The 26,405-nt window shown below is 72.0% G+C and carries 26 protein-coding genes; 11 read left to right on the top strand and 15 right to left on the bottom strand.

What is annotated here, in order from left to right; all coding sequences use genetic code 11:
- Positions 1-37: 37 nt before the first annotated feature.
- The 7 genes from CFP66_RS29235 to CFP66_RS50020 form a co-directional block, all read right to left on the bottom strand.
- Positions 38-1,303: an MFS transporter gene (locus CFP66_RS29235; protein ID WP_198961734.1), complete on the bottom strand. Its 1,266-nt coding sequence runs from the start codon at positions 1,301-1,303 to the stop codon at positions 38-40.
- Positions 1,300-2,418, bottom strand: a complete 1,119-nt coding sequence (locus CFP66_RS29230; RefSeq protein ID WP_094928420.1) for a mandelate racemase/muconate lactonizing enzyme family protein — start codon at positions 2,416-2,418, stop codon at positions 1,300-1,302. Before CFP66_RS29230 ends, CFP66_RS29235 begins: the two co-directional genes overlap by 4 nt.
- Before the next feature lie 29 nt (positions 2,419-2,447).
- Positions 2,448-3,749, bottom strand: a complete 1,302-nt coding sequence (locus tag CFP66_RS29225; protein ID WP_094928419.1) for an MFS transporter — start codon at positions 3,747-3,749, stop codon at positions 2,448-2,450.
- Entirely contained in the window at positions 3,746-4,516 is a 771-nt protein-coding gene (locus tag CFP66_RS29220) for an MBL fold metallo-hydrolase (protein ID WP_094928418.1), read from the bottom strand. Before CFP66_RS29220 ends, CFP66_RS29225 begins: the two co-directional genes overlap by 4 nt.
- Complete coding sequence (locus CFP66_RS29215; protein ID WP_158228266.1) at positions 4,516-5,511, bottom strand: LacI family DNA-binding transcriptional regulator; 996 nt, start codon at positions 5,509-5,511, stop codon at positions 4,516-4,518. The genes CFP66_RS29220 and CFP66_RS29215 overlap by 1 nt, the downstream gene beginning before the upstream one ends.
- Positions 5,512-5,648: 137 nt before the next feature.
- Positions 5,649-5,879 (bottom strand): hypothetical protein, encoded by a 231-nt coding sequence (locus tag CFP66_RS29210; RefSeq protein ID WP_094928416.1) that lies wholly within the window; start codon positions 5,877-5,879, stop codon positions 5,649-5,651.
- Positions 5,876-6,001 carry a hypothetical protein gene (locus tag CFP66_RS50020; protein ID WP_255413902.1) on the bottom strand — a complete coding sequence of 42 codons (126 nt, stop codon included), beginning with the start codon at positions 5,999-6,001 and terminating at the stop codon, positions 5,876-5,878. The genes CFP66_RS29210 and CFP66_RS50020 overlap by 4 nt, the downstream gene beginning before the upstream one ends.
- Before the next feature lie 78 nt (positions 6,002-6,079).
- Here CFP66_RS50020 and CFP66_RS29205 point away from each other — a divergent pair, with 78 nt between their 5' ends.
- Positions 6,080-7,285, top strand: a complete 1,206-nt coding sequence (locus tag CFP66_RS29205; protein WP_094928415.1) for a helix-turn-helix transcriptional regulator — start codon at positions 6,080-6,082, stop codon at positions 7,283-7,285.
- 167 nt (positions 7,286-7,452) lie between these two features.
- Here the strand turns inward: CFP66_RS29205 and CFP66_RS29200 are convergent, their stop codons facing one another.
- Positions 7,453-8,466 carry an ABC transporter substrate-binding protein gene (locus CFP66_RS29200; protein ID WP_094928414.1) on the bottom strand — a complete coding sequence of 338 codons (1,014 nt, stop codon included), beginning with the start codon at positions 8,464-8,466 and terminating at the stop codon, positions 7,453-7,455.
- An 89-nt stretch (positions 8,467-8,555) separates the two neighbouring features.
- On the opposite strand from CFP66_RS29200, the gene CFP66_RS29195 reads away from it, so the two are divergent.
- Together CFP66_RS29195 and CFP66_RS29190 are read left to right on the top strand one after the other, a co-directional pair.
- Positions 8,556-10,271: an ABC transporter ATP-binding protein gene (locus tag CFP66_RS29195; protein WP_094928513.1), complete on the top strand. Its 1,716-nt coding sequence runs from the start codon at positions 8,556-8,558 to the stop codon at positions 10,269-10,271.
- A gap of 14 nt (positions 10,272-10,285) precedes the next feature.
- A complete protein-coding gene (locus CFP66_RS29190; RefSeq protein WP_094928413.1) occupies positions 10,286-12,061 on the top strand; it encodes an ABC transporter ATP-binding protein in 1,776 nt (591 codons plus the stop codon).
- On the opposite strand, the gene CFP66_RS29185 is transcribed toward CFP66_RS29190, so the two are convergent.
- Positions 12,058-12,999 (bottom strand): NmrA/HSCARG family protein, encoded by a 942-nt coding sequence (locus tag CFP66_RS29185; RefSeq protein WP_094928412.1) that lies wholly within the window; start codon positions 12,997-12,999, stop codon positions 12,058-12,060. The two genes, CFP66_RS29190 and CFP66_RS29185, sit on opposite strands and share 4 nt — an antisense overlap.
- A complete protein-coding gene (locus CFP66_RS29180; protein ID WP_233159804.1) occupies positions 12,996-13,781 on the bottom strand; it encodes an SDR family NAD(P)-dependent oxidoreductase in 786 nt (261 codons plus the stop codon). Before CFP66_RS29180 ends, CFP66_RS29185 begins: the two co-directional genes overlap by 4 nt.
- Positions 13,782-13,841: 60 nt before the next feature.
- Here CFP66_RS29180 and CFP66_RS29175 point away from each other — a divergent pair, with 60 nt between their 5' ends.
- Positions 13,842-14,444, top strand: coding sequence for a TetR/AcrR family transcriptional regulator (locus CFP66_RS29175; RefSeq protein WP_094928512.1), 603 nt, complete (start codon positions 13,842-13,844; stop codon positions 14,442-14,444).
- Between the two features lie 82 nt (positions 14,445-14,526).
- Here CFP66_RS29175 and CFP66_RS29170 read toward each other — a convergent pair whose 3' ends face one another.
- From CFP66_RS29170 to CFP66_RS29160, 3 genes are all read right to left on the bottom strand, one after another.
- Positions 14,527-15,219, bottom strand: a complete 693-nt coding sequence (locus CFP66_RS29170) for a hypothetical protein (RefSeq protein WP_094928410.1) — start codon at positions 15,217-15,219, stop codon at positions 14,527-14,529.
- Between the two features lie 86 nt (positions 15,220-15,305).
- Positions 15,306-16,157 (bottom strand): LLM class flavin-dependent oxidoreductase, encoded by an 852-nt coding sequence (locus CFP66_RS29165; RefSeq protein ID WP_094928409.1) that lies wholly within the window; start codon positions 16,155-16,157, stop codon positions 15,306-15,308.
- A gap of 118 nt (positions 16,158-16,275) precedes the next feature.
- Positions 16,276-18,954: a BTAD domain-containing putative transcriptional regulator gene (locus CFP66_RS29160; RefSeq protein WP_094928408.1), complete on the bottom strand. Its 2,679-nt coding sequence runs from the start codon at positions 18,952-18,954 to the stop codon at positions 16,276-16,278.
- Between CFP66_RS29160 and CFP66_RS29155 the strand changes: the two genes are divergently transcribed.
- Complete coding sequence (locus CFP66_RS29155) at positions 18,943-19,701, top strand: hemerythrin domain-containing protein (protein ID WP_198961733.1); 759 nt, start codon at positions 18,943-18,945, stop codon at positions 19,699-19,701. The genes CFP66_RS29160 and CFP66_RS29155 overlap by 12 nt on opposite strands.
- On the opposite strand, the gene CFP66_RS29150 is transcribed toward CFP66_RS29155, so the two are convergent.
- Positions 19,690-20,703 carry a LacI family DNA-binding transcriptional regulator gene (locus CFP66_RS29150; protein ID WP_094928406.1) on the bottom strand — a complete coding sequence of 338 codons (1,014 nt, stop codon included), beginning with the start codon at positions 20,701-20,703 and terminating at the stop codon, positions 19,690-19,692. The two genes, CFP66_RS29155 and CFP66_RS29150, sit on opposite strands and share 12 nt — an antisense overlap.
- A 123-nt stretch (positions 20,704-20,826) precedes the next feature.
- Between CFP66_RS29150 and CFP66_RS29145 the strand changes: the two genes are divergently transcribed.
- The 5 genes from CFP66_RS29145 to CFP66_RS29125 are packed head-to-tail and all read left to right on the top strand — an operon-like array spanning position 20,827 to position 25,592.
- Positions 20,827-21,366, top strand: a complete 540-nt coding sequence (locus CFP66_RS29145; RefSeq protein WP_094928405.1) for a TRAP transporter small permease — start codon at positions 20,827-20,829, stop codon at positions 21,364-21,366.
- On the top strand, positions 21,363-22,637 hold the full coding sequence (locus tag CFP66_RS29140; RefSeq protein ID WP_094928404.1) for a TRAP transporter large permease: 1,275 nt from the start codon (positions 21,363-21,365) through the stop codon (positions 22,635-22,637). The genes CFP66_RS29145 and CFP66_RS29140 overlap by 4 nt, the downstream gene beginning before the upstream one ends.
- Complete coding sequence (locus tag CFP66_RS29135) at positions 22,634-23,533, top strand: shikimate dehydrogenase (protein ID WP_094928403.1); 900 nt, start codon at positions 22,634-22,636, stop codon at positions 23,531-23,533. Before CFP66_RS29140 ends, CFP66_RS29135 begins: the two co-directional genes overlap by 4 nt.
- A 2-nt stretch (positions 23,534-23,535) precedes the next feature.
- Positions 23,536-24,552 (top strand): DctP family TRAP transporter solute-binding subunit, encoded by a 1,017-nt coding sequence (locus CFP66_RS29130; protein ID WP_158228265.1) that lies wholly within the window; start codon positions 23,536-23,538, stop codon positions 24,550-24,552.
- Positions 24,549-25,592, top strand: a complete 1,044-nt coding sequence (locus CFP66_RS29125; RefSeq protein WP_094928401.1) for a phosphotriesterase — start codon at positions 24,549-24,551, stop codon at positions 25,590-25,592. The genes CFP66_RS29130 and CFP66_RS29125 overlap by 4 nt, the downstream gene beginning before the upstream one ends.
- Here the strand turns inward: CFP66_RS29125 and CFP66_RS48090 are convergent.
- Entirely contained in the window at positions 25,561-25,842 is a 282-nt protein-coding gene (locus tag CFP66_RS48090; protein WP_158228264.1) for a hypothetical protein, read from the bottom strand. The two genes, CFP66_RS29125 and CFP66_RS48090, sit on opposite strands and share 32 nt — an antisense overlap.
- A gap of 110 nt (positions 25,843-25,952) precedes the next feature.
- Between CFP66_RS48090 and CFP66_RS48085 the strand changes: the two genes are divergently transcribed.
- Positions 25,953-26,153, top strand: coding sequence for a helix-turn-helix domain-containing protein (locus CFP66_RS48085; RefSeq protein WP_158228263.1), 201 nt, complete (start codon positions 25,953-25,955; stop codon positions 26,151-26,153).
- Positions 26,154-26,405: the final 252 nt, after the last annotated feature.

Below are 26,405 nucleotides of genomic sequence, written 5' to 3'. Positions count from 1 at the left end.
CACTGGTGTGCGACTCGCACCGCGCGGCCGTACGTGGTCAACGCGCGAGATCGCCGGCCGCCGGGAGCGGGGCCGGGGCGCGTGGACGGAGGCGCCCGTAGGCCAGCAGGGCCAGGCCGCCGATGATCGCGACCACCCCGAGGACGACGAAGCCGGGGAGGTAGGAGCCCGTCGCCGCCCGGAGCTGGCCGACGACGAACCCGGCGACGATCCCGCCGCCCCCGGCCCCGAAGCCGTTGATGATCCCGGTGGCCGGGCCGACCAGGTGTGGGGGCAGGTCGGTCACCGCGATGGCCCACAGGTTGGAGGTGAAGGTCGCGGTGAAGTAGCCCATGCCCACGCAGATCAGCACGAGCTTGCCGACCGGGCTCTCCACCAGCGGGATCGCACCCACCAGCGCGCCGCCGACGAGCAGCCCGGAGGAGGCGATGAGCACGCGCTTCCCGGTGCGGTCGCTGATCGCCATCATCGGGACGGTCAGCACCAGCGAGAGCACGTACGGCAGGGCCGCGAGCAGGCCGCGGCTCGTGCCGGTGAACCCGAGCGACTCGATGACGAGCGGGATCCACAGCGTGATGCCCCAGAACAGCATGCCGTTGGAGAAGTAGCTGAATACCAGCAGCAGGAAGCGCGAGCCGCCGAAGTCGGCGAAGCGCATCCGGGTGCGGGTGCCGGGCTCGCGCGGGGGCACGGCGGGTGTGGCCCCCGCGGGCGCGGACCGCAGGAACGCCAGGTAGAGCGGGATCACCAGCACGATCCCGGCCAGGCCGGTGATCCAGAAAAGCGGGCGCCAGCCCAGCGCGTCGTAGAGCGGGGTGAGCAGGAAGAAGCCGAGCGCCAACGCCGTGTACTGGCCGTAGTACTGGATGATCGCGGTGCCCTTGCTCATCTCCCGCTCGGTGAACCACGCCTTGGCGACGCGGAACTGCTGCGGCCAGTAGATCCCTTCGGCGAAGCCGAGCACGACCCGCAGCGCGATCAGCAGGCCCACCGAGTCGACGAACCCGGAGAGCAGCGTGCACGTGGAGAACACCGCAACGGTGACGATCAGGGTGAGCTTCGGGTCGATCCGGTAGGTGAGGAAGCCGCCCAGCAGGTTGGCGGCGAGGTAGCCGAACAGAAATGCGGTGAGCGCCCAGCTCGACGTGTCGGCGAACGTCGGCCCGGCGAATCCCATGTCCTCCGACAGCCCCGGCAGGGCGATCGAGAGGTTGGAGCGGTCGAGGTAGGCCACGAAGAGGCCGAACATGAGGACGGCGCCGATGCGCCACCACTTGGAGGTCCCCACGGGGTGCGCGGTCACGGTCGGTGCCCTTCGATCACGGATCGGTCGATCTCCACGCCGAGGCCGGGGCCGTCCGGAACGGTCATGACCGGCCCGCAGACGAGGTCGGACAGCTCGTCGCGGAAGACGTTCGGTGCCTGGTCGAGCTCCATGTGCGGGCGTTCGCGCGCCATCGACGGGACCACGTCCGGGAGCGCCGTCATCAGGTGCAGCCCGGCCGCCACCGTGATCGCCGAGCCCCACACGTGCGGCACGGTGGGGATGCCGTGCGCGCTCGCCATCCCCGCGATCAGCAATGTCTCGCGGATGCCGCCGCAGGCCGTGGCGTCGGGCTGGAGGATGTCGACGGGTCCGCGGGCCAGGAACTCGCGGAAGCCCCAGCGGGTGAACTCGGACTCGCCACCCGAGATCGGCACGTCGAGCGCGGCGCGGACCCGGGTGTAGGCGTCGAGGTCCTCGGGGAGCACCGGCTCCTCGAAGAACCACAGGTCCGCGTCGGCCACCGCACGGCCGAAGCGGATCGCCTCGGCGGCGGTGTAGCCGCGGTTGGCGTCCACGGCCAGGCGGGTGTCGGGGCCGAGCGCTGCGCGCACCCTGCGCACCCGCCGGACGTCCTCGTCGACCGGGCGTCCGCCGACCTTCATCTTGAACGCCCGGTAGCCGGCGGCCAGCAGGTGCGCGGCCTCGCCTTCCAGGTCGCCGTCCCACGGGCCCGCGTAGTAGAAGGCCGACGCGTAGGCGGAGAAGGACGTGGGAGCCGATCCCCCCAGGAGGCGGTGCACGGGCAGCCCCACGGCCTTGCCCGCGATGTCCCAGAGCGCGATCTCCACCCCGGAGATCGCGGTGATCGAGACGCCCTTGCGGCCCCATTCCCGGCTCCGGTTGTACATCGCCTCCCACAACGCGACCATCTCGCCGGCGTCGCGTCCGACGAGGATCGGCGCGTAGACCGACTCGATCAGCGCCCGGTTCGCCTGGGCCGGGCCGAAGCACTCTCCCCAGCCGATGACGCCCTCGTCGGTGCGCACCTCCACCAGGCAGCTGGCGCGGACGTCCCAGAGCCACTGGGACATGCCGAACGGCTGGTCGAGGCGCTGGACCACGACGTGCGGGATGACAGCGGTGATCTTCATGCGGGATTCTCCTCGTCGGGGCGCGACGCTCAGGTCGACGCGACCGTCATCTCCGTCGCGGGGTCGGCACGGCCGATGGGGGTGCGCGTCATCGTGAGCGCGACCGTGGTTCCCAGCAGGAGGAAGACACCGGCGACGAGGAACGCCGCCGTGTAGCTGTGGGTGAACTGCACGACGTAGCCGGTGACGATCGGCGCGGCGAGCCCGAACACGTTGCCGCCGACCATGGCGATGCTGTTGGCGCGGCCCGCGAGCCGCGGTGAGCGCAGGAGATCGGCCAGCAGCGCGAGGTTCATCGAGACCGCACTCGACACGCACGTGAGCGAGATGCTGATCAGCGCGATGAGCACCACCATCGAGCTGACGAACGGTGTGAGGAGCACGACGGAGGAGACGAGCAGGAAGCCGGCCACCACGATCCGGCGCCGTCCCGCGGCACGCGCCTGCGTGTTCAGCGTGCGGTCGACGACCACACCGAGGGCGATCCCGAGCACCATCGCCACGACGTAGGGGATCGCGGTGAACGCCCCGGACTTCAGCACCGACAGCCCGCGTGCCTGCTCCAGGTAGCCGGGCAGCCAGGTGAGGAACATGTACTGCGTGTAGACCGCGGCCGACTGCACCAGCGCGATGCCCCACATGCTGCGGTGGCGCAACAGCTCGAGGACACCGACCCGCCGGCCGTCCTCCGGAGCCGGTGCCTCCTGGGCGAGCCCGCGCTCGCGCAGGATCTTCTCCCGCTCCTCGTCGCCGAGCCACGTCGCCTGGGCGGGGTCGCGGAACCAGTAGAGCCAGGCGGCGAGCCAGACGAAGCCGATGCCACCGAGGACGACGAACGCGGTCCGCCAGCCGTACGCGGTCACGAGGGCCGCGGTGACGAGGGAGCCCAGCGCCGGTCCGGCGTAGGCGCCGGAGTTGTAGGTCGCGACGACGCGACCGCGCTCGCTCGCCGGCGCCCACTCCTGCACGACCCGACCGGCCGCGGGGTAGGTCGTGGATTCACCGACACCCATCAGGAGCCGGGCGCCGACCAGCGCGCCGAATCCCTTGACGAGGCCGGCGAGCACGGTGGCGGTCGACCAGACGGCGATGCTGATGGCGTTGGTCCACCGGGTGCCGATCCGGTCGGTGAGGATCCCGGCGGGGATCAGGCAGAGCAGGTAGGTCCACAGGAACGTGGACAGCAGCACGCCCATCTGCCCCGGCGAGAGCCCGAACTCCTGGGAGATCGGGGTCGCCGCCACCGAGAGGGCGGAGCGGTCCATGTAGTTGATCGCGACCAGCAGGAACAGCAGGCCGTAGACCAGCCATCTGCGGCGGGGAGTCTTCACGGGTGAACCTCGTCGTTCGCGGGTCGGTTGCAGAGATCGACGGTGGTCGTCGGTTCCGCCGTGCCGGGCAACCACGCGCGGACGGCGGCCTGCAGCTGCGAGTGCGCGACGACCTCGTCGTCGCGCAGGCTGAGGAGGCGGTCGTGCCCGGGGACCAGCACCAGGGTCGGGTCGCTGCGCAGCATCTCGCGGACCTTCGCGATGCTGCGGCGGCTCTCGGCGGCGTCGAGCGTCATGTCCGTGTCGCCGGTCCGCAGCTCGTACTCGTTCTTGACGGCGTCGCCCGCGAACAGCACCGGGCCGCTCGACGTGTCGACGTGGTAGGCGAAGTGGCCCGGGGTGTGGCCGGGGGTGGCGACGGCGTGCACCTGGGGGAGCGGCTCGCCACCGTCCTCGACGCGGAGCACGTGGTCGGCCGCCGCGAGCTTCTCGACGTGGAACTCGGGCAGCTCCCAGGTGCCGATCGGCTGGGCGACGGCCCACTCCAGGTCCGGGCGCGGTACGACCACGCGGGCGTTCGGGAACAACGCGAAGTTGCAGATGTGGTCCCAGTGGCAGTGGGTGAGCACCACGCCGGTGACGTCGGACCTGCGGATCCCGCGCTCCTCCAGTTGCGCGAGCAGCGGGGTGCGGTACCCGTATCCCCCGGTGTCGACGAGGACGGTCTCGCCGTGCCCCTGCAGCAGGGCGACGGTGCTCCAGCCCAGCCCGCCGTGGCACGTGCTCCTACCGGGGAATCCCTGGAACAGGATGCTCAGCTCGTACATCACTCGCCTCCTCGTCGGGTGGGGCCCGCCGGGGCGACGACGGATTCCCGGCGGAGCAGCGTGCTGGGGACGACGTGCAGCCCTGCGGTGACCGGCGTGCCGTCGACCAGGTCGAGGACGAGTTGCGCGGCGAGCCGGCCCATCGCCTCGACGGGCTGGCGCACCACGGTGATGGGTGGCGGGTAGAACGCCATCCACGGCGCGTCGGTGAACCCGACCAGGGAGACGTCCTGGGGGCAGCGCAGACCGACGTCGCGCAGGCCGGCGAGGATCCCCTCGGTCACGGGGGCGTTGAACCCGATCGCGGCGGTGATGTCGGGGTGCGCGCGCAGGGCGTGCGGGATCGCGGCCCGTGCACCCGCGCCGGTCTGGTCGGTGTAGAACACCAGCGGCTCCGCCCCGGCGGCGCCCACCGCCTCCCGGTAGCCCGCCTCGCGGCGGCTGGTGGTGGAGGCGCCCTGCGGGCCGAGTACCGCGGCGATCCGGCGGTGGCCCGCGTCGAGCAGCGAGCGGGTGGCCTCGCCCATCGCCTCGGGCTCGTTGGTGACCACCGACGGCACCGCGAGGTCGGGGAGGGAGCGGCTCACCAGCACCGCGGCACCGAATCCCGCGAGGTCCTCGGTGGTGAGCGAGCTGTGCACCGCGGGGGCGACCAGCAGCCCGCTGGGCCGGTAGGAACGCAACAGCTCGAGTTGCTGGCGCTCGGTCTCGCGGTCGTCGTCGGAGTTCAGCAGCATCAGGGTGAGGCCACGCCTGCGGAACACGGCCTCGATCGACTTGTGCAGGGCGGCGTAGAACGGGTTGGCGATGTCGGTGATCAGCAGCCCGACCATGGGCGTGCGGGTGGCGCGGAGGCTGCGGCCCACTGCGTTGGGGCGGTAGCCCACGGCGGTCACGGCGGCCAGGACCTTCGCGCGGGTCTTCTCGCTGACGTAGCCCTGGCCTCGCAGGACGCGCGACACGGTCTGGGCGCTGACACCCGCGTGGGCGGCCACCGTCTTCACGGTGACGCTGCGTTCTCCGCCACCGGTTAACGTTGCCACAAGTTAACGTTGACATACGGCTGGAGCCGATGGCAAGGCCGCGGTTCTCCCGATCGGCACCGTGGCGGGGGCGTTCTCCCCGTTCGCGATCAGCTGGATTCTGCGCGAGGAGATAATTCGACCCGAGCGGACTGCTGCTTCTCCTGTGCGGCGGCGACCTCGGCGCTGTAGCGCAGCGCGCACGGGTAGATCGGCTGGGCGGCTTGCTGCCAGGCGCAGCCCGCGCAGTGGCCGGTGCCGTCGTCGACGTGGGCGGCGAGGATCCGCCCGGTCAGGCCGTTGGCGAGGTAGAAGGCGATGATCTCGGCGAGGTCGTTCACCGGATGGCCCCGATGAGGCCCTCGACCAGCAGGAGCAACCCGTACGCCGCTGCGCCGACGAGGAACCCCCAGACCACGCATGAGGCGATGCGCTCGGACACGCTGCGTTGCGGAGAGGGCACGCAGCGAAGCTATGGCGGCAGGGACAACGGAAGGGCCAACAAAGGGCCAACCCCGATCCAGGGCCGTACCCTGGAGAGGTGACCACGCAGACCGTTGGTGAGCGGGTGCGCGCCGCCCGCAAGATCGCCGGGCTCACGCAGCTCCAGCTGGCCAACCGGGCGCACATGTCACTCTCGCTGGTCAAGAAGGTGGAGCAGGGAACCACGCCCGCCAGCCCGGCGTTCATCGCCGCATGCGCTCGCGTTCTCGGTCTCGGGGTCGCGTACCTGACCAGCCAGCCCTACCCGGTGCAGAGCCGCGACGAGCACAAGGTCCACTCGGTCATCCCGGCGCTCCGCCGCGAGATCGCCGCGTATCTGCTGCCGCCCACGTCCGAGGTCGCTCCCCGCTCCATCCGGGATCTTGCCGAGGCCGTGAAGCACGCCTCGACCCTGCGTCAGTCGGCCAGCCTGGATCAGCTCGGTGTTGAGCTGCCGCCGCTGCTGGCGGAGCTGCGCGCTGCGGTGCACCACTACGAGGGCGTCGAGCGCGAGCGCGTCTATGGACTGCTCGCCGAGGCGTATGCCGCTGCCGGGCAAATCGCCTACAAGCTCGGCTATGCGGACCTCTCGTCGCTCACGACCGAGCGAGTCGAGTGGGCGGCGGCGCGCTCGGGGGATCCGCTGGCGATGGCGGCTGCTGACTTCTACCGGGCGGGAGAGCTGATCGCGACGGCCGAGTGGCGCGGTGCTCTGGACTATCTCGACACCGCTCGGGACGCCATTGCCGATCGGCTGCGCACCGACGACGAGGCCGCCCTGGCGATGCACGGGGTGCTGCACGTGAAGTCCGGGCTCGCCGCAGCCCGCGCTGGTGATGCCGATCTTTCGGATGCACACCTCGCCGAGGCGCAACATGCCGCTCGTCATGTCACGCGCGGCAGTGACTACTACCGGCTGGCGTTCGACACCGACTCGGCGAACATCTGGGCCGTCGGCCTGGCCGTCGAGCGCCGGGACGGCACCGAGGCGGTGAAGCGAGCGGCAGCGATCGAGCCGTTCGGTCCGACCGCGCCGCGAGAGCGAGTCGGGCACCACTGGATCGACCTCGCTCGTGGTCTGCAGTTGCACGGCGATCGCTCCGGCGCTCTGGAGGCTCTGTTCCGGGCGCGGCAGATTGCTCCGCTGCAGACGCGCTACCACCCGCAGGTGCGCGAGACCGTCGCGACGCTCGCCGAGTCTGACCGCCGGCGCACGGACACCCTCTCCGGCTTCGCACGCTGGGTAGGTCTCGCCGGCGTCTGAACTGCTGAGCGGCCTCGCCGCCCTGAGCCCGGAGATCGACGAGGACGCCACGTGGCGCGACCGCGGCTGGTTCGACCACAAGACCGAGATCATGCTCGACGGCTTCGCGACCCGCCGCCGACCGCGAGCCTGACCCGCCGCCGCCGTTCTCGGCTACCGCGTGTCGCTCACGCGTTGGACAGGTCGGCGATCGGCCTTCCGTTGACGGCGTTCGACAATTGCGGGACCAACTGATCCAGTGCGTAGAGCAGCGCCTTCGGGCCGCTGTAGGACAACGCCCCGCTCAGGTTGGAATCGAACGTGGTGTAGAGGGTGCGGTCGCTCTGCACCACATCCAGCCGGGTGAACACCGGGGAGGTCATCATCTGTTCCTTGGTGGCGCCGTTGACGAACAGCACGTCGCGATCCAGCAGCGACACGTTCTCCTCGCTGACGTCTCCCACGTGGTCCTGGGCCCCGAAGCCGAGGGCGTCGAACAACGTGCGGCGCGGGTCGCCCTTGCCGATGAGGTAATGACCGCCGTTCTCCGGCCCGAAGTCCTCGACGAGGACGGTGGAGGCGAAGGCCGGGTTCGCGGCCTTCGCCTCATCGATCTTCGCGTTGACCTGGTCGGCGAGCGCCTGCGCCTCGGCGTCCTTGCCCAATGCCTTGGCGGTGCGCAGGAGCTGCTCGTGCCACGGGGTCTCCTCGTCCGCGTACTCGCCGGACTGGATCACCGTGGGCGCGATCTGGGAGAGCCGGTCGTAGGTCGCCCGGTCGATCGTCTCGTAGATGGCGAAGATCACGTCCGGTTCCGCCGCCGCGATGTCCTCGTACTGGATGCCTTCGCCGCTCAGCGTCTCGACGCCCTTTCCGCCGGTCGCCTCCTGGACCCAGGGGTAGTCGTTGTAGCTGTCGAACCAGGCTCGCGTCACGATCGGGACAACGCCCAGTGCGAGCACGAAGTCCTGGTCGTTCCAGCCGACGGTGACCACCCGGGTGGGATTCTTCGGCACCTCGGTCTCGCCGAACTTGTGCGAGACGGCGACCGTCTCGCCCGAATTGCCGACCTCCGTGGACGTTGCGCAACCCGTCATGCCGATGGCGACGAGCAGCGCGACGAACGTGGTACCCAGCCGGACAGCGGTTCCTCGGAACCGCCTGCGATCCCCGCCGGAGGGACCCCTGTGGCTCGGTTGCATCAACGCCCCCTTGAAGTTAGCTGAGGCTAGCATTACCTGCCGAGGTGAGGTAGGCAGATCACCGTGCCCCCGGGTGGAAAAAGGTGATCATGTCGGCCGGTTCGCGGGTTCTGCTCGACGGGATCGTCCGCAACCGACGCCGGCTGACCGCGGGGTCGGCGATGTACGGCGGACACCAGATCTGCGAGGCCCTGGTGCCCGTGGTCATCGGAGTGGTCATCGACCGGGCCGTGGCCACCGGTGACGTCGGCGCGCTGGTCCGGTGGGTCGGGGTGCTGGCCGTCCTGTTCGTGGTGCTGTCGCTGATGTGGCGGTTCGGCGCACGGCTGCTCACCCACGCGGAGGCGGGCGAGGGCTGCACCCTGCGCGTCGAGGTGGCCGGAGCGATCCTGCAACCGCGCGGCATCCGCACCGACCTGCGGTCGGGCGAGCTGCTGACGATCTCGAGCAGCGATGCCGACAACACCTCCTACCTCCTGGACCACATCCCCCGCGTCGTCGCCTCGCTGACGGCCACGACGGTGTGCGCGATCATCCTGTTGCTGATCGACGTGCCTCTCGGTCTCGCCGTGGTGCTGGGCACGCCGCTGGTGCTGGTGCTCCTGCACTTCGGTGCGCCGCTCATCACGCGCCGGATCCAGCACCAGCAGGAGACGGCGGGAGAAGCGGCCTCGGTGGCCACGGACCTGGTCTCGGGCCTGCGACCGCTGCGCGGCATCGGGGCGCAGAGCGCCGCCACGCAGCGGTACCGGGACGTGAGCCGGCGCTCGCTGCGGGCCACCCTGCGCGCGGCCCGCACCCAATGCGGTTTCGAGGGGATCTCGGCGACCGCCGGCAACCTGCTCGCGGCGGGCATCGCCATCGCCGCGGGCGGGCTGGCCCTCGACGGTGCGCTCACCATCGGGCAGTTCGTCACGGTGATCGGGCTGGCGCAGTTCCTCGTCGAACCGCTCGCCCAGCTCACCGTCGTGCCCAGCTGGATCGCCGAGGCCAGGGCATCGGCCAACCGGGTGGCGCTGGTGCTGTCGGCGCCGCCGTCGGTCCCGGTGGGGCAGCGCACCCTCGACGCCCCGCCGTACGGCCTCGACATCGCCGACCTGCGCTACGGGAGCATCGCCGGCCTCGACCTCTCGGTGCCGCCCGGCGAGCTCGTCGGAGTGGCCGCACCGCAGGCAGCTGACGCGGAGGCGTTGGTGGCGGTGCTGTCGGGGCAGGTGTCGCCGGAGGACTACCGCGGCACGATCGCGGTCGGCGGCGCCGACCTGGCCACCGTCGAGCACCGGGCGGCGAGGGCGGCGCTGCTGGTCGAACCGCACCACACGGACCTCTTCACCGGGACGGTCGGCTCGAACATCGTCGGGTCGAAGGTCGTCGGCGGCGAGCCCACCGGCGACGACGCGTTCCTCGACACCGTGCTGCGCGCGTCCGCCGCCGACGACGTGGTGGGAACCCACGCGGACGGGCTCCGTGCCCGGGTGGCGGAGCGGGGCGCCAGCCTGTCCGGCGGCCAGCGGCAGCGGGTGGCCCTCGCGAGGGCGCTGTTCGCCCGGCCGCCGGTGCTGGTGCTGCACGACCCCACCACCGCCGTCGACCCGGTCACCGAACACGCGGTCGCCCGCGGCCTCTCGTCGTTGCGCCACGGGCCCGGGCAGACCTTCACGACGGTGCTGGTCACGTGCAGTCCGATCCTGCTCGCCACCGCCCACCGGGTCGTGGTGATCGAGGGCGGCGTGGTTCGCGCCACCGGCACCCACGACGAGCTCGTCGACCGCGACAGCGAGTACCGGAAGGCGGTGCTGCGCTGATGGATCCCGGGCCGATGAGCGGCCGGCAGAACCTGCTCCCGATCGCCGGTCCGCGTGAGTCCTGGTCGTGGCTGTTCACGGAGCTGCGCGGGCACCTCGGGTCGGCCGCCGCCACCCTGCTGGTCGGGATCGTCGCGGCGGCCGCGGCCGTGCTGCCGGCCTACGTCTTCGGCGAGCTGGTCGACCGGGTCAGCGGTCACGGGTCGGCGTCGTTCGTCACGATCTCGGTGGTGTTGGTCGTCGCCGCGGTGGTCGGCGGGGCCAGCACCGGGGCGGCCGCCTACCTGACCGGCAGACTGGGCGAGACGGTCCTCGCCACGCTGCGGGAGCGGGTCGTGCAGCGTGCCCTCACGTTGCCGACCGCCGTGGTCGAGAAGGCGGGCAAGGGCGATCTGCTCTCGCGCATCGGTGACGACGTCAACACCGTCGGCCGCGCGGTCACCGACGTGCTGCCGAAGGTCATCTCCTCGCTGCTGGTGGCCGTGCTCGGCATCGTCGCGATGGCGGGCCTGGACTGGCGGCTCGGGCTCGCCGGTCTGGCCGCGGTGCCGCTGTACGTCCTCGGCCTGCGGTGGTATCTGCCGCGCTCCGCCCCGATGTACGCCGACCAGCGCAAGGCGGTGGCGGCCCGGTCACAAGCGCTGGTGGAGAGCATGGTCGGGGCGCGCACGGTGCACGCCTACGGCCTGGAACGACAGCACCTCACGCAGATCGACGGCGCCGCCGTCCGCGCGCGGGACCTCTCGATCGGGATCGTCACGCTCTTCACCCGGTTCGTGGGGCGCACCAACCGGGCCGAGTTCGTGGGCCTGTCGGTGGTACTGGTCGTCGGCTTCCTACTGGTTCGCGACGGGGCGGTCACCGTCGGCGCGGCCACGGCGGCCGCGCTGCTGTTCCACCGCCTCTTCGACCCGGTGGGCACGGTGCTGCACAGCTTCGACGAGGTGCAGTCGGCCGGCGCCGGCCTGGCCCGGCTGGTCGGCGTGGTGCGCATCCCCGGCGACGCGCCCGCCGGGCTCAGGCCGGCTCGCCTGCCCGCGGACTCCTCGCTGGAGCTGACCGGCATCGTGTTCGGCTACGAGCCCGGTGTCGCGGTGCTCCACGGCGTAGATCTCCGGGTCGAGGCGGGGGAGCGCGTTGCGCTCGTCGGATCCACCGGCGCGGGGAAGACCACCCTCGCGGCCATCGCCGCCGGGCTGCTCGTCCCGTCGGGGGGCTCGGTGCGCCTGGGCGGTATCGGGTTGGGCGAGCTCACCCCGGAACAGCTGCGCGGCCAGGTGGCGATCGTGAGCCAGGAGGTGCACGTGTTCGCCGGGTCGCTGGTCGAGGACCTCCGGCTGGCCCGCCCGGGTGCCACGTCCGAGGAGGTGCGCGCCGCGCTGGTGTGCGTCGACGCCCTCGGCTGGGTCGACGCGCTGCCGGAGGGCATCGAGACCCGGGTGGGGGAGGGCGGCCGGGACCTCACGGCGGCCCAGGCGCAGCAGCTCGCGCTGGCGCGGCTGGTGCTGCGCGATCCGGCGGTGGCGATCCTCGACGAGGCCACGGCGGAGGCGGGGAGTCTCGGCGCGCGCGGGCTGGAGCAGTCGGCGGCCGCCGCCACGGCCGGTCGCACCACCTTGATCGTGGCGCACCGGCTCACCCAGGCCGCGTCCGCCGACCGCGTGGTCGTGCTCGAGCACGGACACGTCGTGGAGTCCGGCAGCCATGCCGACCTCCTCGCGGCCGCCAGCCGCTACGCCGAGCTGTGGGGCGCATGGCGATCGCGCGCCACAGCCGGAGTCGATCACTAGCTCTCCGGGCCGGATCGCGCACCTGCAGCGATGCCCGGGGCCGGGGAACGCAGCGCCTCCTCGAGGAGGCTCGCACCGGGGCCCGCCAGCCAACGGTCGAAGGGCAGCAGGAAGGGGAAGTCCGCGCGCAGCGCGTCGAGGTCCGCGTGTCCCGCCAGCCTTCCGCCGTCGGCGAGCGCGGCCAACCTGCCGAGGACCTCGTCCTGCGCCAGCAGCGTCGCCGGCAGCCGGCTGTAGCTGATCGGGCGCCCGGCGGCCCGGGTCAGGTGCTCGGCCAGGGCCGTGCCGGTGAGACCGTCACCGGCGATCTCGATGGTGCGTCCGGCGTACCGATCGGGTGCGCCGAAGACCGCGGCGGCGACCCGGCCGATGTCGCGCACAGCGATCAGCTGGTGGACCTGGTCGGGGCCCATCAGGAAGGTCAGGCGCCCGCTGTCGAGGCCCATCTCGGGGGTCACGAGGAGCTCCATGAACGTGGCCGGCCGGATGATGGTGGCGGCGTTGCCCAGCTCCCGGACACGAGCCTCGACACGGCTCTTGGTGTCGAGGTGGGCGACGCCCGTCGGTGTCGGCCCCGCAGCGACCGTCGAGCTGTAGACGAGATGGGCGACGCCGCAGCGCTCGGCGATGTCGGCCACCGTCGTCCCGAACCGGACCTCGTCCTCGTTGGTCACGCGGGCACCGGCCTGGCCCGAGTTCGGCTGGACGCTGAAGACGCCGTGGGCGCCGGAGAAGGCCTCGCGCAGCGACTCCGGATCGCCGAGATCACCGCGAACGGTCTCGACGCCGTCGGCGGCGAGGGACCGGGCCCGATGACCGGACGGGTCGCGCACGACCGCGCGCACCGCCCAGCCGTCGGCCCGCAGCGCCGCGGCGACCGCCCCTCCCTGCTGTCCCGTGGCGCCCAGGACGACGACGGTTCCGTTGATGTCGGTCATGCCGACATCGCTGCGCGTGCGACCGCGGCCAGGTCGAAGGCGCGCGGAGGGCCGCTGAGGGTCGCCTTCACCTCGGCGCCGATCCGGTCGAGGATCTCGATCTCCCCCGCTTCGAGCCCGTCAAGGGCGAGCCGGACGAGGTCGGCTGGTTCGATCATCACATCGTCGGGGAGCGCGATCCCGGCGTTCGTCGCGAAATCCCTCATCGTCTCGGTGGCCACGAGCCCGGGGACGAGAGCGGCGACCAGGGTTCCCTGGTCGGCCAGTTCGAGCCGGACACCGTTGGTCAGGCCCCACTCCGCGGACTTGGCGGCGGCGTACGCGGTGTTGCCGTCGACGGTGGTCCAGGCCACGCCCGACAGGACGTTCAGGATGGCGCCGCCGCCGTTGCGTGCCAGGACGGGGGCGAACGCCCGGATCATGGCGAGGGTGCCGTAGTAGTTGGAGTCCATCACCTGCCGGATCGCGTCGAGCTCGCCGGACACGAGGTTGCCACCTGCGGTGGACGCGCCGTTGTTGATCAGAACGTCGACATCGGTGGCGACCGCTGCTGCCGCGTCGACCGACGCCTGGTCGGTGATGTCCAAGCGTAGCACCTCGGCGTCGGGAATCTCGACGAGCTCGGGACGGCGGGCGGTGGCGTAGACCTTCGCGCCGCGTCGCAGCAGCTCGACGGCGAAGTGACGGCCGATTCCGCGGTTCGCGCCCGTGACGAGGGCGGTGGCGCCGTGCAGGTCCATGGGGTCCTCCGGAGGTCCGCAATAAAGTGACCGTGTGGTCATGTTGACCCGGCGACCGTAGCGACAAGATGACCGCACGGTCAACTTGCTAGGGTTGTGCTCGTGACCACACGTGCCCGTCATCTGCGCGCGGACGCGGCACGCAACCGTGAGTCGCTCCTGGCTGCGGCCGAGGCCGAGTTCGCCGATCGGGGTTTCGATGCCTCGATCGCCGACATCGCTCGCCGGGCAGGCGTGGCGAAGGGCACCGTCTTCCGCCACTTCGCCACGAAGGAGGAGCTGATCGCCGCGATCGTCAGCGCCCACTTCGCCGCGCTCATGACCGTCGCCCGGGAACTGCTGGACGCGCCCGACCCCGGCGCGGCATTGCTGGAGTTCCTGACCGTGGCCGCGGAGGAGCTGCAGCAACACGACCTGACGTTCCTGCAGGAGGTCAGCGAGGGTACTGCCGCGGGGACCGAGCTCCGCAACGAGCTGCACGCGACCGTCGGATCGCTGGTCGATCGGGCGCGTGCGGCGGGCGCCGTCCGACCCGACGTCACGGGGACCGACGTCTTCGTGCTCATCTGTGCGCCGGTGCACGCGGTCGGGTTCCTGCCGGATCCCGCACCCGGCATGTGGCGGCGTTACCTGTCCATCATCTTCGACGGGTTGCGCCCCGAGGGTGCCAACCCGCTGCCCGGGCCCGCGCCGAGCTGGCCCTGACCCGGTGCGCCAAGCATGAGTCGCACCCCTACCTACCTCCCGCGGGAGGAGTCGCTACGCGCCTTCGAGTCGGCAGGCCCACCTACTCCGGGATGGTGATCAGGAACTGTTCGGTGAAGAACCACCAGAGCGAGTCGAGGGCGAACGCCGCCCCGGCCAGGAGCAGTGCCCCGGTGCCGACCGCGACAGTCACGGGACGAGCGCGCTCCCAGGCGCGCTGGAACCAGGCGACGGCGCGCTTCTCGTGACCACGGGCGATCGCGACCATCAACGCGAGCAGCGGGGCCTGGCTCACCACGATCCACAGCAGGTGGGCGGCGCCGACAGTGAGGATGGACTCCTCGCGGCCGGCGAGTACGACGAGGCCGACGAACGTGGGGTCGAGCACCGCGGCTGCGGCCCACAGGACGGCGAGACCGAGCAGCGCCGTACCGCTCGTCCGGGTGCGGCCCTTCGGGCGGGGTGGGCGCGCCGCCGGCCTGCGGAGGCGGGCGACGGCCCACCACACCAGACCGGCTGCGATCAGCAGTTCGATGAGCGCGGCGAGCCGATCCGGGGGGAGGAGCGCGCTCCAGCGAACGGTCAGCAGCCGTTGCCCGACGGTCAGGGACAGGACCGTTCCCAGCAGGGCGGTGCCGAGGACGGAGACGAGCCCGAAGCCCAGGACGTCCCGCTCGCGGGCACCCATCGCGAGCGCGCCGATCGCGATCAGTGCGCCGCCCGGGTCGATTCCCGCGACGCCCAGGCCGGCCGCGACCGCGAGCAGCTGGATCATCGGATCGCGCTTCCGCGCGGCTGCGCGGCCGTCGCCGTGGGCGTCATCGGCCGAGTATCGCCGAAGCCACGCCGCACCGACGCCGGTCAGAGGACGACGTCGGCCAGGCGGGTGATCTCGTCGAGGTCGTCGGTTCCGGGGCCCAGGATCAGTTCGTCGGCGCCCAGGGCCTCGAACCGCGTGACGGCGTCGCGCAGTGATTCCGCGTCGGTGTGCACGCCGCCGACGACGATGTCCTGGTATTCGCCGGTAGCAGCGTAGTAATCGGCGATGTTGGCCCGGGCGCGGTCGGGATCGCCCAGCGCGAAGTAGTTGTGGGCGACCAGCCGGGGCCGTCCCTCCCGCCCGGCCGCCTGCCACGCGGCACGGGCAGCGTCGAAAGCGCCGGACGCCAGGGCCGGCGGCACCGATCCGGCGATGTAACCGTCCGACGACTCGGCCATCCGGCGGTAGGCGGCCGGGGCGAAGGCGCCGAACAGCAGCGGCACCTGCCGTCCTCCGGCCGGAACCGCCGGGTTCGGGCTTCCCGCAACGGGTTCGCCGGCCCACACCGACCGGTAGGTCGCCAGGTCGCGGTCCATCCGGGCGCCCCGGCCCCGGGGTCCGTGCCCGGGCACGACGAAGTCGTCCTCGCGGATGCCCACCCCGATGCCGAGGGTGAGTCGGCCACCGGAGACCGCGTCGATCGAGGCTGCTTCCTTGGCCAGCAGCGCGCCCGGCCAGGTGGTGGCCAGCAGTACATGGCTGAGCAGCCCGATCGTGGTGGTGGCCCCGGCGGCCGCGGCCAGGGCGACGGTGTCCATCACGCCGGGATAGGCGACCCGGCCGGTGGTGCCCAGGGTGGCGAAGCCCGCTTCCTCGGCTCGGCGGGCCCAGGTGGGGATCACCGGGGCGTGGACGTCGCGGACCTGGTTGGGTAAGCCGATGCCGATGCGCATCGAGACGCTCCTTGGCTGTGCGGGTGTCGACGTTGCGCGGGCCGTGGACCGGCTCGCCCCGTGATCCTGGCCGGGCGCCCATGCACCCGGGTTGCAACCGTCAGACAGCGTGCAACCGTCAGACGGTGCGCGCCGCGGAGGTCAGGACGGCGACGGCGTCGTCGAGTGTCGGCGAGTGTGCGGGAGGGGCGCCTTCGTACCAACCGTGCGGCATGATCGACTGGAGGAAGGTGCCGGCCGGCCGGATGCCGCTGCGCGCCTGGTGGAAATGGACGACGTCGCGGAGCAGCGCGGCGCCGGCGCCGTCGCCGGCCGCGTCCAGGGCCAGGGCTCCGCTGTGCAGCACGGCCAGCTGGTTGCTCAGGTCGCCTTCGTCGAGGAAGCGCCGCAGCGAGGTCCGCAGCAGGGGCAGCGCGTCGCCGTCCCCCGCGTCGACCAGGGTCTGGGCCAGCATGAACTCGCTGAGCGCGGCCGTCCAGACCCGCCCGGAGGCGTCGGCGAGCCGCACGGCGGCCCGCAGCCGGTGCCGGCCGTCGGCGATCCGGCCGGCCATGACGAGGGCGGCGCCCCACGCCATCTCGGCGGCCGGGACCAGCCAGGTGGTCTGCGTCTCGGTGGCGATGGCGTGCGCCTCGGCCGCCGCGGTCAGCGCGATCGCCGGGTCGCCTCCCGGCAGCTGGACCAGAGCCTGGTAGTAGCGGACCTCGGCGAGCAGGCTGCGATGCCCCGGTTCCGCGGCCACCGCCAGGTACGCCTCGGACAGCATGTGCCGTGCCGTGGCGACCTCGCCGGTGAAGTACAACAGGCCGGCCGACGCGGTCCTGGCCCGCACGACGTCGCCGAGCGGGGCGTCCGGCGCGGCGGCCAGGGCTGCGGTCAGCACCCGGTTGCCCTCGGCGAGCAGGCCGCTGCGGATCCAGAACCACATGAGCCGCGCGGCCGTACGCAAGGCCTCGACCGGGGCGTGCGTCAGGTCGTGCGCGAGCCCCGCGCGCAGGTTCGGCAACTCCAGGCGCAGCGCCGCCATCGTGGCCGCGGACCGCACGCCCTGCAGATCGCCCGCGGCCCGGGCGACCAGCTCGCGGACCCGGACGGCGTGCGCGGCCCGGGTCGCCGCCGGATCTCCGTCCACGGACCGGCAGTACGCCCGGATCGTCTCCAGCATCCGGAAGCGCGCCGTGCTGCCGCCGGGCTCGGCGGTGACCACGGACTGGTCGACCAGCGCGACGAGCGCGCCGAGCCCGGCGGCGGAGGCTGCGGCCTCCACGGGAAAGCCACCCTCGTACGGCCAGAGCCGCACCGCGAGATCACGCTCGTCGCCCGAGAGCAGATCGAAGCTCCAGGCGACGGCATCCTGCAACGTCGCGTGCGGGGTCATCGTGCCGTGCGGGATCCGGCCCAGCACGGTGAAACGGTCGTCCAGCTGCTCGATCAGCCCCCGTACGCCGAAGGTCCGCACCCGCGCCGCCGCCAGTTCCAGGGCCAGCGGCAGACGGTCCAGCGCGTCGGCGAGGCGGCGCAGGTCCCGGCGGTCGGCGTCGTGGCCGAACCAGCCGGGCCGGCCCGCGCGGATGCGATCGGTCAGCAGCGTCACGGCGTCGTCGGCGGCCAGCGGCCCGAGCGGCAGGATGTGCTCGCCGTCGACGCCGAGCGGGCTGCGGCTGGTGGCCACCACCCGCAACGCGGGAATCCGGTCGAGCAGGTCGACGACGAGCCGGGCCACCTCGCCGGCGAGGTGCTCGCAGTTGTCGAGCACCAAGGGTTCCCCGCGCAGGCGCAGCCGCTCGACGAGCGCCTCGTACGGCTCCCCGGCGAACCCGGTGACGCCGACCGCCGCGGCGACCGCCGAGACCAGGGGGGCGGGGTCTGCCACGTCGGCGAGCCGGACGACGGCGTCGCGCCCGGCCCATTCCACGGCCAGGCGGGTCTTGCCCGACCCGGCGGGCCCGACGACGGTGACGAGCCGATGCGTGCCGACGAGACGGTCCAGCAGGGCCAGATCGGCGTCGCGGCCGATGAACGACGACAGCGGCCGATCACCGGGCGCCAGGGCCGGGTCCTGCGCCAGGATCCGGCCTTCGAGCTGCCGCAGCTCCCGTCCGGGGTCGACACCCAGTTCCTCGGCCAGCAGGGTCCGGACCCGGCGCACCGCGTTCAGGGCCTCGGCCTGGCGTCCCGAACGGTAGAGCGCCAGCGCCAGCAACTGCCAACGGCGTTCGCGGTACGGCGCGGCGTGCACCAGCAGTTCGAGCACGGCCACCGCACCGGCGTGGTCGCCGGTGGCCAGCAGCGCCGCGGCGCCCTCCTCCTGGGCGCTGTCGCGCTGTTCCACCAGGGCGGCTCGGATCGCGGTCGTCGACTCGTCGTCGGCCAGATCCTCATACGGTGCCCCGCGCCACAACCGCAGCGCCGCGTCGAAGGCCTCGTGCGCCTCGGCGCGGCGGTCGCCGGCCGCCGACGCGCGGGCGCGGGCGAGGTGGCTGCGAAACCGTTCGACGTCGGTGTCGGCGGCGAGGAGTCGATAGCCACCGGCGGAGCGCTGCAACGTCGTGCCCGGCAGCACCCGGCGCAGGCGGGAGACGTACACCTGCAGCGCGCCCGCGGGATTGCGTGGCCGGCGGTCCCCCCACAGTCCTTCGACCAGGCCGTCCTCCGAGACCGGCCGCCCTTCCGCGGCGATCAGGATCGCCAGCAGCCTGCGGGGCAGCCGGCCCCCGACGTCGACCGGCTGATCGCCCGCGCGGACCTCGAGCGGACCCAGCACCGCGAACGTCAGCACCGCACCATGCAAGCCCATGTCACCGACGGCGCGGCGGCCGACCCTCATCCTTGTAGGCGGTTTGAAAGGTGCGGCCTCGACGCTGCTCCCATGCACCACGAGAAGATGGCCGACAGCCGCGACATGATCGGCGTGCACGACGCCATGCGGCGCGAGTTCGCCGCTCTGCCCGCGCTGGTCGCCGGCGTGCCGGCGGGCGACGCGGACGGCACCGCCGTCGTCGCCGGCCACGTCCTGATGATGGTCGACTTCCTGCACGCCCATCACACCAGCGAGGACGACCACGTGTGGCCCCGGCTGCGGGAGCGTTGCGCCGACGACGTCGAGCCCCTCATCGAGACGATGGACCGGCAGCACGCCTCCATCGACCGCGAGCTGCAAGCGCTCGCCGCGGAGAGCCGGCGTTGGCGGGCCTTCGCCGACGCCACCGACCGGGATGCCGTCGCCGCCGTGGCGGAGCGTTTGCTGCCGCCGCTGTACGAGCATCTGGCGCTGGAGGAGGAGCGGATCCTGCCGCTCATCGACCGCTACCTGACCGAACGCGAGTGGAAGGAGAACGCCGAGGCGTCGCTGAGCAAGGTGTCCTTCACACGGCGTCTGCTGATGCTGGGCATGGCCCTGCACGGAGCGAGCGAGGAGCAGGCACAGCTCCTGCGCGCCGCCGTCCCCAACGTCGTCTGGCATGCCGGTCGCCCGCTCGGGACCCGTCTGTATCGCGCCCACCGTGGGCGCCTGGCCTCGGCGAGCCGGGGTTCACACCGCTGACCCTCGACCCGGACCGGTTCGGGGACCGGTCGATGCTCGCAGGACGAGCTGCGAGGGCAGGACGATCTCCGGCGTCGTCCCGTGGTCGCGGGGGTGGCCGAGAGACTCCAGCAGGATCTCCACCGCGGCCCGGCCGACGTTGGAGTGGGCGCCGCCGAGGGTCGTGAGGGACGGCGTGCACAGGTCGGCCGCGAAGATGTCGTCGAAGCCGACGACGCTGACATCCGCGGGCACCCGGACCGAGCGGTCCGCCAGCCGGCGCAGCACGCCGATGGCGAGCAGGTCGTTGTGGGCCACGAATGCGGTGGCGCCGGTCCCGATCGCGGCGTCCGCGGCAGCGCCTCCGCTCTCCACCGTCGGGGTGTAGGGCCCGGTCCGCTGCGCGCTCATGCCGGCCTCCGCCGCGGCGTCCCGGAGGGCGGTCCACCGGCTCGTGGCCATCCACGAGTTGGGCGGGCCGGCCAGGTAGGTGAGCGAGGTGTGACCGAGTGACGCGAGGTGCGCCACGATCTGGCGGCAGCCCTCCCAGGGTTCGAGGACCGCGCTCGCGATGTCGGGCACCCGGCGGTTGATCAGGACGACGGGATGCGCCGCTGCCAGCTCGGCGAGCTCGTCGTCCGGTTGCCTGCTGGCGGCGAGCAGGAACCCGTCGACGGATCTCGCCAGGCGGCGGACCTGCTCGAGCTCCATCCGCGTGGACTCCTCGGCGTTGACGAGCACGAGCGTGTAGGCGGCGGCTTTGGCGCGCATCTCCGCGCCGCGGATCAGCTCGAAGAAGTGTGGGTTGGTGATGTCGGAGACCACCATCGCGATCGTCTGCGTCCGGTTCGAGGTCAACGCCCTCGCATGCGGGTTCGGCTCGTAGCCGAGCTCGCGGGCTGCCTGCAGCACCCGGTCCCTGGTCGCGTCGGCGATGCGGCCGGGCTTGCCGAACACGCGCGACACCGTGGAGGTCGCGACGCCGGCAACGCGCGCGACGTCGTAGATGGTCGGGTTTCCCACGTGCTCATCACAGTCCGATGACGCCGGTTTGGCAACCTTGGCAACCGCTTGCCAGCTTCCGACCTGCCGCTTACGGTCCGACCGGAACGAGATCGCTGGCAGCGACGCCGGAAGGGCGGATCGATGGGCCGAGACGACGGGAGCGCTCCCGCGCCCGGTGGATGGGCGCGGTGGGTGGCGCTCGTGACCCGCGTGGAGCTGGCGATCGGCGCCGTGGCCCTCGTGCTCGTCTTCCTGCTGGTGCTGGTGCAGGCCGCTCAGCGCTACCTGCCGGTGTCCGGGTGGCCGTGGACCGGCGAGCTCGCGCGCTTCTGCCTCGTGTGGCTCACCATCAGCGTGGCCGGTGTCCTGGTGACCACCGACTCGCACATCGCCCTCCAGCTGGTCGACGGCGTCAAGAACCCGACCGTCCTACGAGTGGTGCGGGTGTTCGCGGCGCTGACGGTCGCGCTGGTCGGGGCGGCGTTCGCGCTTGAGGCGTGGGACCTGATGGCCTCCCAGGGACGCCTGAAGTCGCCGTCCTTGCGCATGCCGCTCACCTGGCTCTATCTGTTCCCGTTCCTCGGCTTCCTCAGCACCGCGGTGCGCGGCGTCGTCGCCGCGATCGGGTTCGCCCGGTCCGCGGCGCCGCCGGTGGCCGGGCACGGCGAGGCCGTGCGATGAACCTGCTGCTGCTGAGCCTCGGGATCATGCTGCTGCTCGTGCTGCGCGTGCCGGTGGCCTTCGCCTTCCTCGGCCCGTCGCTGGTCTACATGCTGTCGATCGGGCAGTCGGTCGGCATGAGCCTGCGGTTGATCGTCAACGCCACGGCGAGCTTCCCGCTGCTGGCCGTGCCGCTGTTCGTGCTGCTGGGTGTCCTCGCCAACCGCGGCGGGATCGCCGACATGCTCTTCGACTTCGCCCTCGCCGTGCTCGGACGGGTCCGGGGCGGGCTCGGGTACGTCAGCGTCGGGGTCAGCCTCGGCTTCTCGTGGATGAGCGGCTCCGCCGTCGCCGACGCGGCCGCGCTCGGCAAGGTCCAGATCCCGGCCATGCTCCGCAACGGCTACTCGATGCGGTTCGGGCTCGGCGTCACCGGAGCCGCGGCGCTGATCGCTCCCGTCATGCCTCCGAGCATCCCCGCCGTGATCTTCGCGGGACTCGCGGCCGTGTCGACCGGTGCCCTGTTCGCGGCGTCGGTCGTCCCGGCGCTGCTGATGGCGCTCGGCCTGTGCATCGTGGTGTTCGTCCAGGTGCGTCGCCAGACAGGCATCGTGCCCGTGGAGTTCTCGATGCAGCGGGTGTTCGCCACCGGCCGGCGCGTGATCGCCCCGCTCGGCGCGCCGGTGGTGATCCTCGGCGGGATCCTCGGCGGATTCTTCACACCCACCGAGGCGGCCGCCGTCGGTGCCGCCTACATGCTCCTGCTCGGCTTCGCGTACCGGACGCTGCGGCTGCGGGACCTGGCGGGGGTGCTCGTCGAGACGGTCGTGACGACGGCGGCGATCATGCTGATCGTCGCGTCCGCCGCGCTGCTGGGCTTCATCCTGGCGCGGGAGCGGGTGCCGCAGCTGGTGACCGAGAGCATCTTCGGCTTCACCGCCGACCCGACGATGTTCCTGGTGATCACGGCCGTGCTGATGCTGATCCTCGGCACGGTCGTGGACGCCACCGCGGTGCTCGTGCTGGTGGTGCCGATCCTGCTGCCGATCAGCGCCGGGTTCGGCGTCGACCCGATCGTGCTCGGCGTCCTGATGATCGTCACCCTGATGATCGGGCTCCTGACCCCACCGGTCGGCACCGTCCTCTACGTGCTGAGCTCGGTCACGCAGGCGAAGGTCAGCGAGGTGTTCCGGGGCTCACTGCCCTTCATCGTGCCGTTCCTCGTGATCGTCGCCCTGATCATCGCCTTTCCCGACGCGGTCCTCTGGTTGCCGAAGGCGCTGGGGCTGTGAGCGGCGACGCGGGACGCCGCTCCTATCTGGCCGGGCTGCTCGGCCAGGGCATCGGCCCGTCGCTCACCCCCGAGCTGCACGAGCGCGAAGGCGCCCGCCAGGGCCTGCGCTACGCCTACAAGACGGTGGAGCTGCCCGACTCCCGGCTCGGGCGCGAGCACCTGCGCGACCTGCTTGCACACGCGGTGGAGCTCGGCTTCGACGGGCTGAACGTGACGTACCCCGTGAAGCACGTCATGGCCGCCATCGTCGACGAGCTGGCACCCGAGGCGGCCGCGATCGGGGCGATCAACACGATCCTCGTGTCGGACACGGGCACCCGCGGGCACAACACCGACGTCACCGGCTTCGCGGCCGCGATCGTGGACGGGCTCGCGGGTGCAGCCCTCGATCGGGTCGTGCTGGTGGGGGCGGGCGGGGCGGGCACCGCGGTGGCCCATGCCCTCGCCGGGATCGGCCTGCAGACGCTGTGGGTCGTCGACACCGACCCCGGCCGGGCGCAGCGGCTCGTCCGGTCCTTGGGCCACCTGCGGGACCTCGAGCTCGTGGTCGGCTCGCCCACCGAGCTTCCCCGCCTCACCAGGGCGGCGTCCGGGCTGGTGAACGCCACGCCCGTGGGGATGGCCGCCCATCCCGGGTCGCCGGTCGACCCGGAGCTCCTGCGCGACGGCCTCTGGGTCGCCGACATCGTCTACCGGCCGCTGCTCACCGAACTCGTGCGGGAGGCGTCCGCGCGGGGCTGCCGGGTCCTGACCGGGGCCGGGATGGCGGTCAACCAGGCCGCCGACACCTTCGAGCTGATCACCGGCCGGCCCGCCGACCGAACGGCCATGGCCCGGGACCTCGACGAGCTCGTCGCCTCCGAGATCGGCTCGGCCACCCAACGAAGGGAATGACCATGTTCACGCAGCATCGACGCCGCGGGCTCATCGCGATCCTCACCGTCCCGCTGTTCCTGGGTGCGGCCTGTGGCGGCGACTCCGCCGGGGACCAGGGCGGCGGCGAGAACGTCGAGCTGACCCTGGCCCACAGCTACACCGAGCAGCAGCCCCAACACCGCTGTGGCGCCCAGGTCATCGCGGACGAGGTCGCGGCGGCGAACGTAGGGCTCACGGTCCAGCTCTTCCCGAGCAGCCAGCTCGGCGGAGATGCGGACCGCATCCAGTCGGTGATCTCCGGCGACATCGACCTGGACATCCAGGGCGCGTCGGCGCTCGGTGCCGTGCACGAGCCCATGAGCGTCGTCGACGCCGCGTACGCCTTCGACGACGGCGAGCACCTCGCGCGCTTCTTCGGCAGCGACGCGTCGAAGCCGCTGACCGACGGGTTCGCCGAGGCCACCGGCGTCACGACCCTCGGTGCGTGGTCGGCGGGCTCCCGGCAGTTCACCGCCAACCAGCCGATCCGCACGCCGGAGGACCTGGCGAACCTGCGACTGCGCTTCCCCAACTCGCCCCAGTTCCTGATGAACGCCGAGGCTCTGGGCGCCAACCCCACCGAGGTGGCGTACGAGGAGCTCTACCTGGCGTTGCAGCAGGGGATCGTCGACGGTCAGGAGAACCCGATCGTCAACATCGACGCGCTCAACCTCGCCGAGGTGCAGGACTACATCTCCCTCTCCCGGCACCAGGAGAACTCGAACCTGGTCCTCGTCGGCCCGCGGTGGAACGAGCTGAACCCGCAGCAGCAGGAGGCGCTGTCCCGGGCGGTCGACTCGGCAGTCGAGCAGGTGCCCGGGTGCGTCGAGCAGGACGAGCAGCAGATCCTCGAGAAGTGGCGGGCGGGCGGCCAGTTCCAGATCGTCGACGACGTCGACGTGGCCGCGTTCCGGGCCAAGGTGGAGCCGTACCTGCGCGCCAACCTCAGCCCGGAGCAGCTCTCCGTCTACGAGGCGATCCGCGGATCGGCCGCATGACGTCCGCGCCGGGCGCCGCCGTCCCGACCTTCCGCGGGGCGGTCCGGCCGGCGGAGCTCGGACCGACGTTGATCCACGAGCACGTCTTCGTCGGTGATCCCGAGCTCGACCTCAACCACCCGCACCCGGAGTGGGATCCCGAGGAGGCGGTCGAGGGGGCGGTGGCCGCGCTGACCCGGCTGCACGAGCTCGGGATCCGCACGGTCGTGGACCTGACGGTGCTCGGCCTGGGACGCGATGTCGCCCGGATCGCCCGGGTGGCCGAGCGGGTCCCGGTGCAGCTGGTGGCCGCCACCGGCTACTACACCTCGAACGTGCTGCCGCCGTTCTTCCGGGTTCACGGCCCGGGCCGGCTCGTCGGCGGTCCCGATCCGCTCGTCGAGTACTTCGTGCGCGACATCGAGGACGGGATCGCCGGCACCGGCATCCGGGCCGGGATGATCAAGGTGGTCACCGACGAGGAGGGCATCACCGAGGACGTCGCCCGGGTGCTGGCCGCGGCCGCCGAGGCCCATCTGCGGACCGGTGTCACCGTGACCACGCACAGCCGCCCGGCCCTGCGCAACGGGCTGGAGCAGCTGGCGTTCCTCCGGGAGCGGGACGTCGCGCCCGAACGGGTCGTCATCGGCCACTCCGGGGACACCGAGGACCTGGACTACCTGCGGCGGCTGATGGACGAGGGCGCCACGATCGGCATGGACAGGTTCGGGATGGAGCACGTCCTGTCCGACGACCGCCGGGTCGCCACCGTCCTCGCGCTGCTGCGGCTCGGGTACTCCGACCGCATGGTCCTGTCTCACGACGCGGCCTGCTTCAGCCGGATGACCCCGCCGTCGTGGCGCGCGGTCCACGCGCCCCACTGGCACTACGAGCGCATCTCCCGCCGGATCCTGCCGATGCTGACCGCGGGAGGGGCGAGCGAGGGCGACATCCAGCAGATGATGACGGTGAACCCGGCGCGGCTGCTCGCGCCGGCAATGGAGAATGGGGTCGACCGGGTGGACGTCGCTATCCGACGTCACCACGGCGGGTCTTCGTGACGTAGCGGGTCCCACGGTGAGGCCGGTTCACGGCCTCCTTCACGAACCACCACGCGTCCGCCTCCGTGTCGGACCAACCGTGCGACGACTTGCCCCCGTCCAGCACGACCGTCCAGCGGTACCGGCCGGTTGCCTCGTCGAATGTCACGGAGCCCCGCTGTTGTGACTCGATCATGAGTCTTGCCTCGGCCTCGTCGGTCGCATAGCCCATCGCGAACCCCTCCGGGGTTTCGGTCATCCAGAACGCCACGCCATGAGCATATCGAACATTCGACAGTGTTCGACAGTGATACACTATGTCCTACGGTAAGTGACCGGGAACAACTACCGGAGACAGGAAGCTCTACCTACCGTCGGACGGTGCCCACCGGTCGTCGCCCGCTCATCACCACGCGTGAGCTGGCGCGGCACCTCCAGGTGCATCCCGAGACCGTCCGCGAGTGGGTGCGGGAGGGCCGGATCACACCGGCCGCCACCACGCCCGGCGGGCAGTTCCGGTTCGATCTCGATGACGTGCTCGCTCAGCTGGGACAGCCGAGGAAGCGGCCAGACGCGCACTGAGCGACGTCCGATCCTCGGCGCCGGGCGGCTCCGGTAGCCGGAGGATGCTGAACGAGTTGCCCATTGCGGCATGGGTCCCGGGTCGACGGCTCGCGTCACCGACGCAGGCGCTCAGCAGGCTCTCGGTCGGTAGCGCCCCCGCGAATGGGCATGATCAATAGTTCGGCGCGAAAACGGGCGAAATCAACCCGCGAACGCGCCGACTTGCCGATCATGACGTCGGGCCCCACCCCGGGTGCCCTCGTCTGCGGC

The organism is Pseudonocardia sp. MH-G8, from assembly GCF_002262885.1.
In the GTDB taxonomy this organism is placed as follows: Bacteria; Actinomycetota; Actinomycetes; order Mycobacteriales; family Pseudonocardiaceae; genus Pseudonocardia.
This window is presented reverse-complemented; position numbering and strand designations above follow the sequence as displayed.

Bases quoted from the DNA above. Each gene is read 5' to 3' on its own strand.
- CFP66_RS29200 (WP_094928414.1), bottom strand. From the start codon at position 8,466: ATGCAACCGAGCCACAGGGGTCCCTCCGGCGGGGATCGCAGGCGGTTC.
- CFP66_RS29165 (WP_094928409.1), bottom strand. From the start codon at position 16,157: ATGCGCATCGGCATCGGCTTACCCAACCAGGTCCGCGACGTCCACGCC.
- CFP66_RS29145 (WP_094928405.1), top strand. From the start codon at position 20,827: ATGGGCCGAGACGACGGGAGCGCTCCCGCGCCCGGTGGATGGGCGCGG.
- CFP66_RS29140 (WP_094928404.1), top strand. From the start codon at position 21,363: ATGAACCTGCTGCTGCTGAGCCTCGGGATCATGCTGCTGCTCGTGCTG.
- CFP66_RS29155 (WP_198961733.1), top strand. From the start codon at position 18,943: ATGCAAGCCCATGTCACCGACGGCGCGGCGGCCGACCCTCATCCTTGT.
- CFP66_RS29170 (WP_094928410.1), bottom strand. From the start codon at position 15,219: ATGATCCAGCTGCTCGCGGTCGCGGCCGGCCTGGGCGTCGCGGGAATC.
- CFP66_RS29220 (WP_094928418.1), bottom strand. From the start codon at position 4,516: ATGTACGAGCTGAGCATCCTGTTCCAGGGATTCCCCGGTAGGAGCACG.
- CFP66_RS29125 (WP_094928401.1), top strand. From the start codon at position 24,549: ATGACGTCCGCGCCGGGCGCCGCCGTCCCGACCTTCCGCGGGGCGGTC.
- CFP66_RS29160 (WP_094928408.1), bottom strand. From the start codon at position 18,954: ATGGGCTTGCATGGTGCGGTGCTGACGTTCGCGGTGCTGGGTCCGCTC.
- CFP66_RS29130 (WP_158228265.1), top strand. From the start codon at position 23,536: ATGTTCACGCAGCATCGACGCCGCGGGCTCATCGCGATCCTCACCGTC.
- CFP66_RS29190 (WP_094928413.1), top strand. From the start codon at position 10,286: ATGAGCGGCCGGCAGAACCTGCTCCCGATCGCCGGTCCGCGTGAGTCC.
- CFP66_RS29230 (WP_094928420.1), bottom strand. From the start codon at position 2,418: ATGAAGATCACCGCTGTCATCCCGCACGTCGTGGTCCAGCGCCTCGAC.
- CFP66_RS29180 (WP_233159804.1), bottom strand. From the start codon at position 13,781: ATGACCACACGGTCACTTTATTGCGGACCTCCGGAGGACCCCATGGAC.
- CFP66_RS29195 (WP_094928513.1), top strand. From the start codon at position 8,556: ATGTCGGCCGGTTCGCGGGTTCTGCTCGACGGGATCGTCCGCAACCGA.
- CFP66_RS29185 (WP_094928412.1), bottom strand. From the start codon at position 12,999: ATGACCGACATCAACGGAACCGTCGTCGTCCTGGGCGCCACGGGACAG.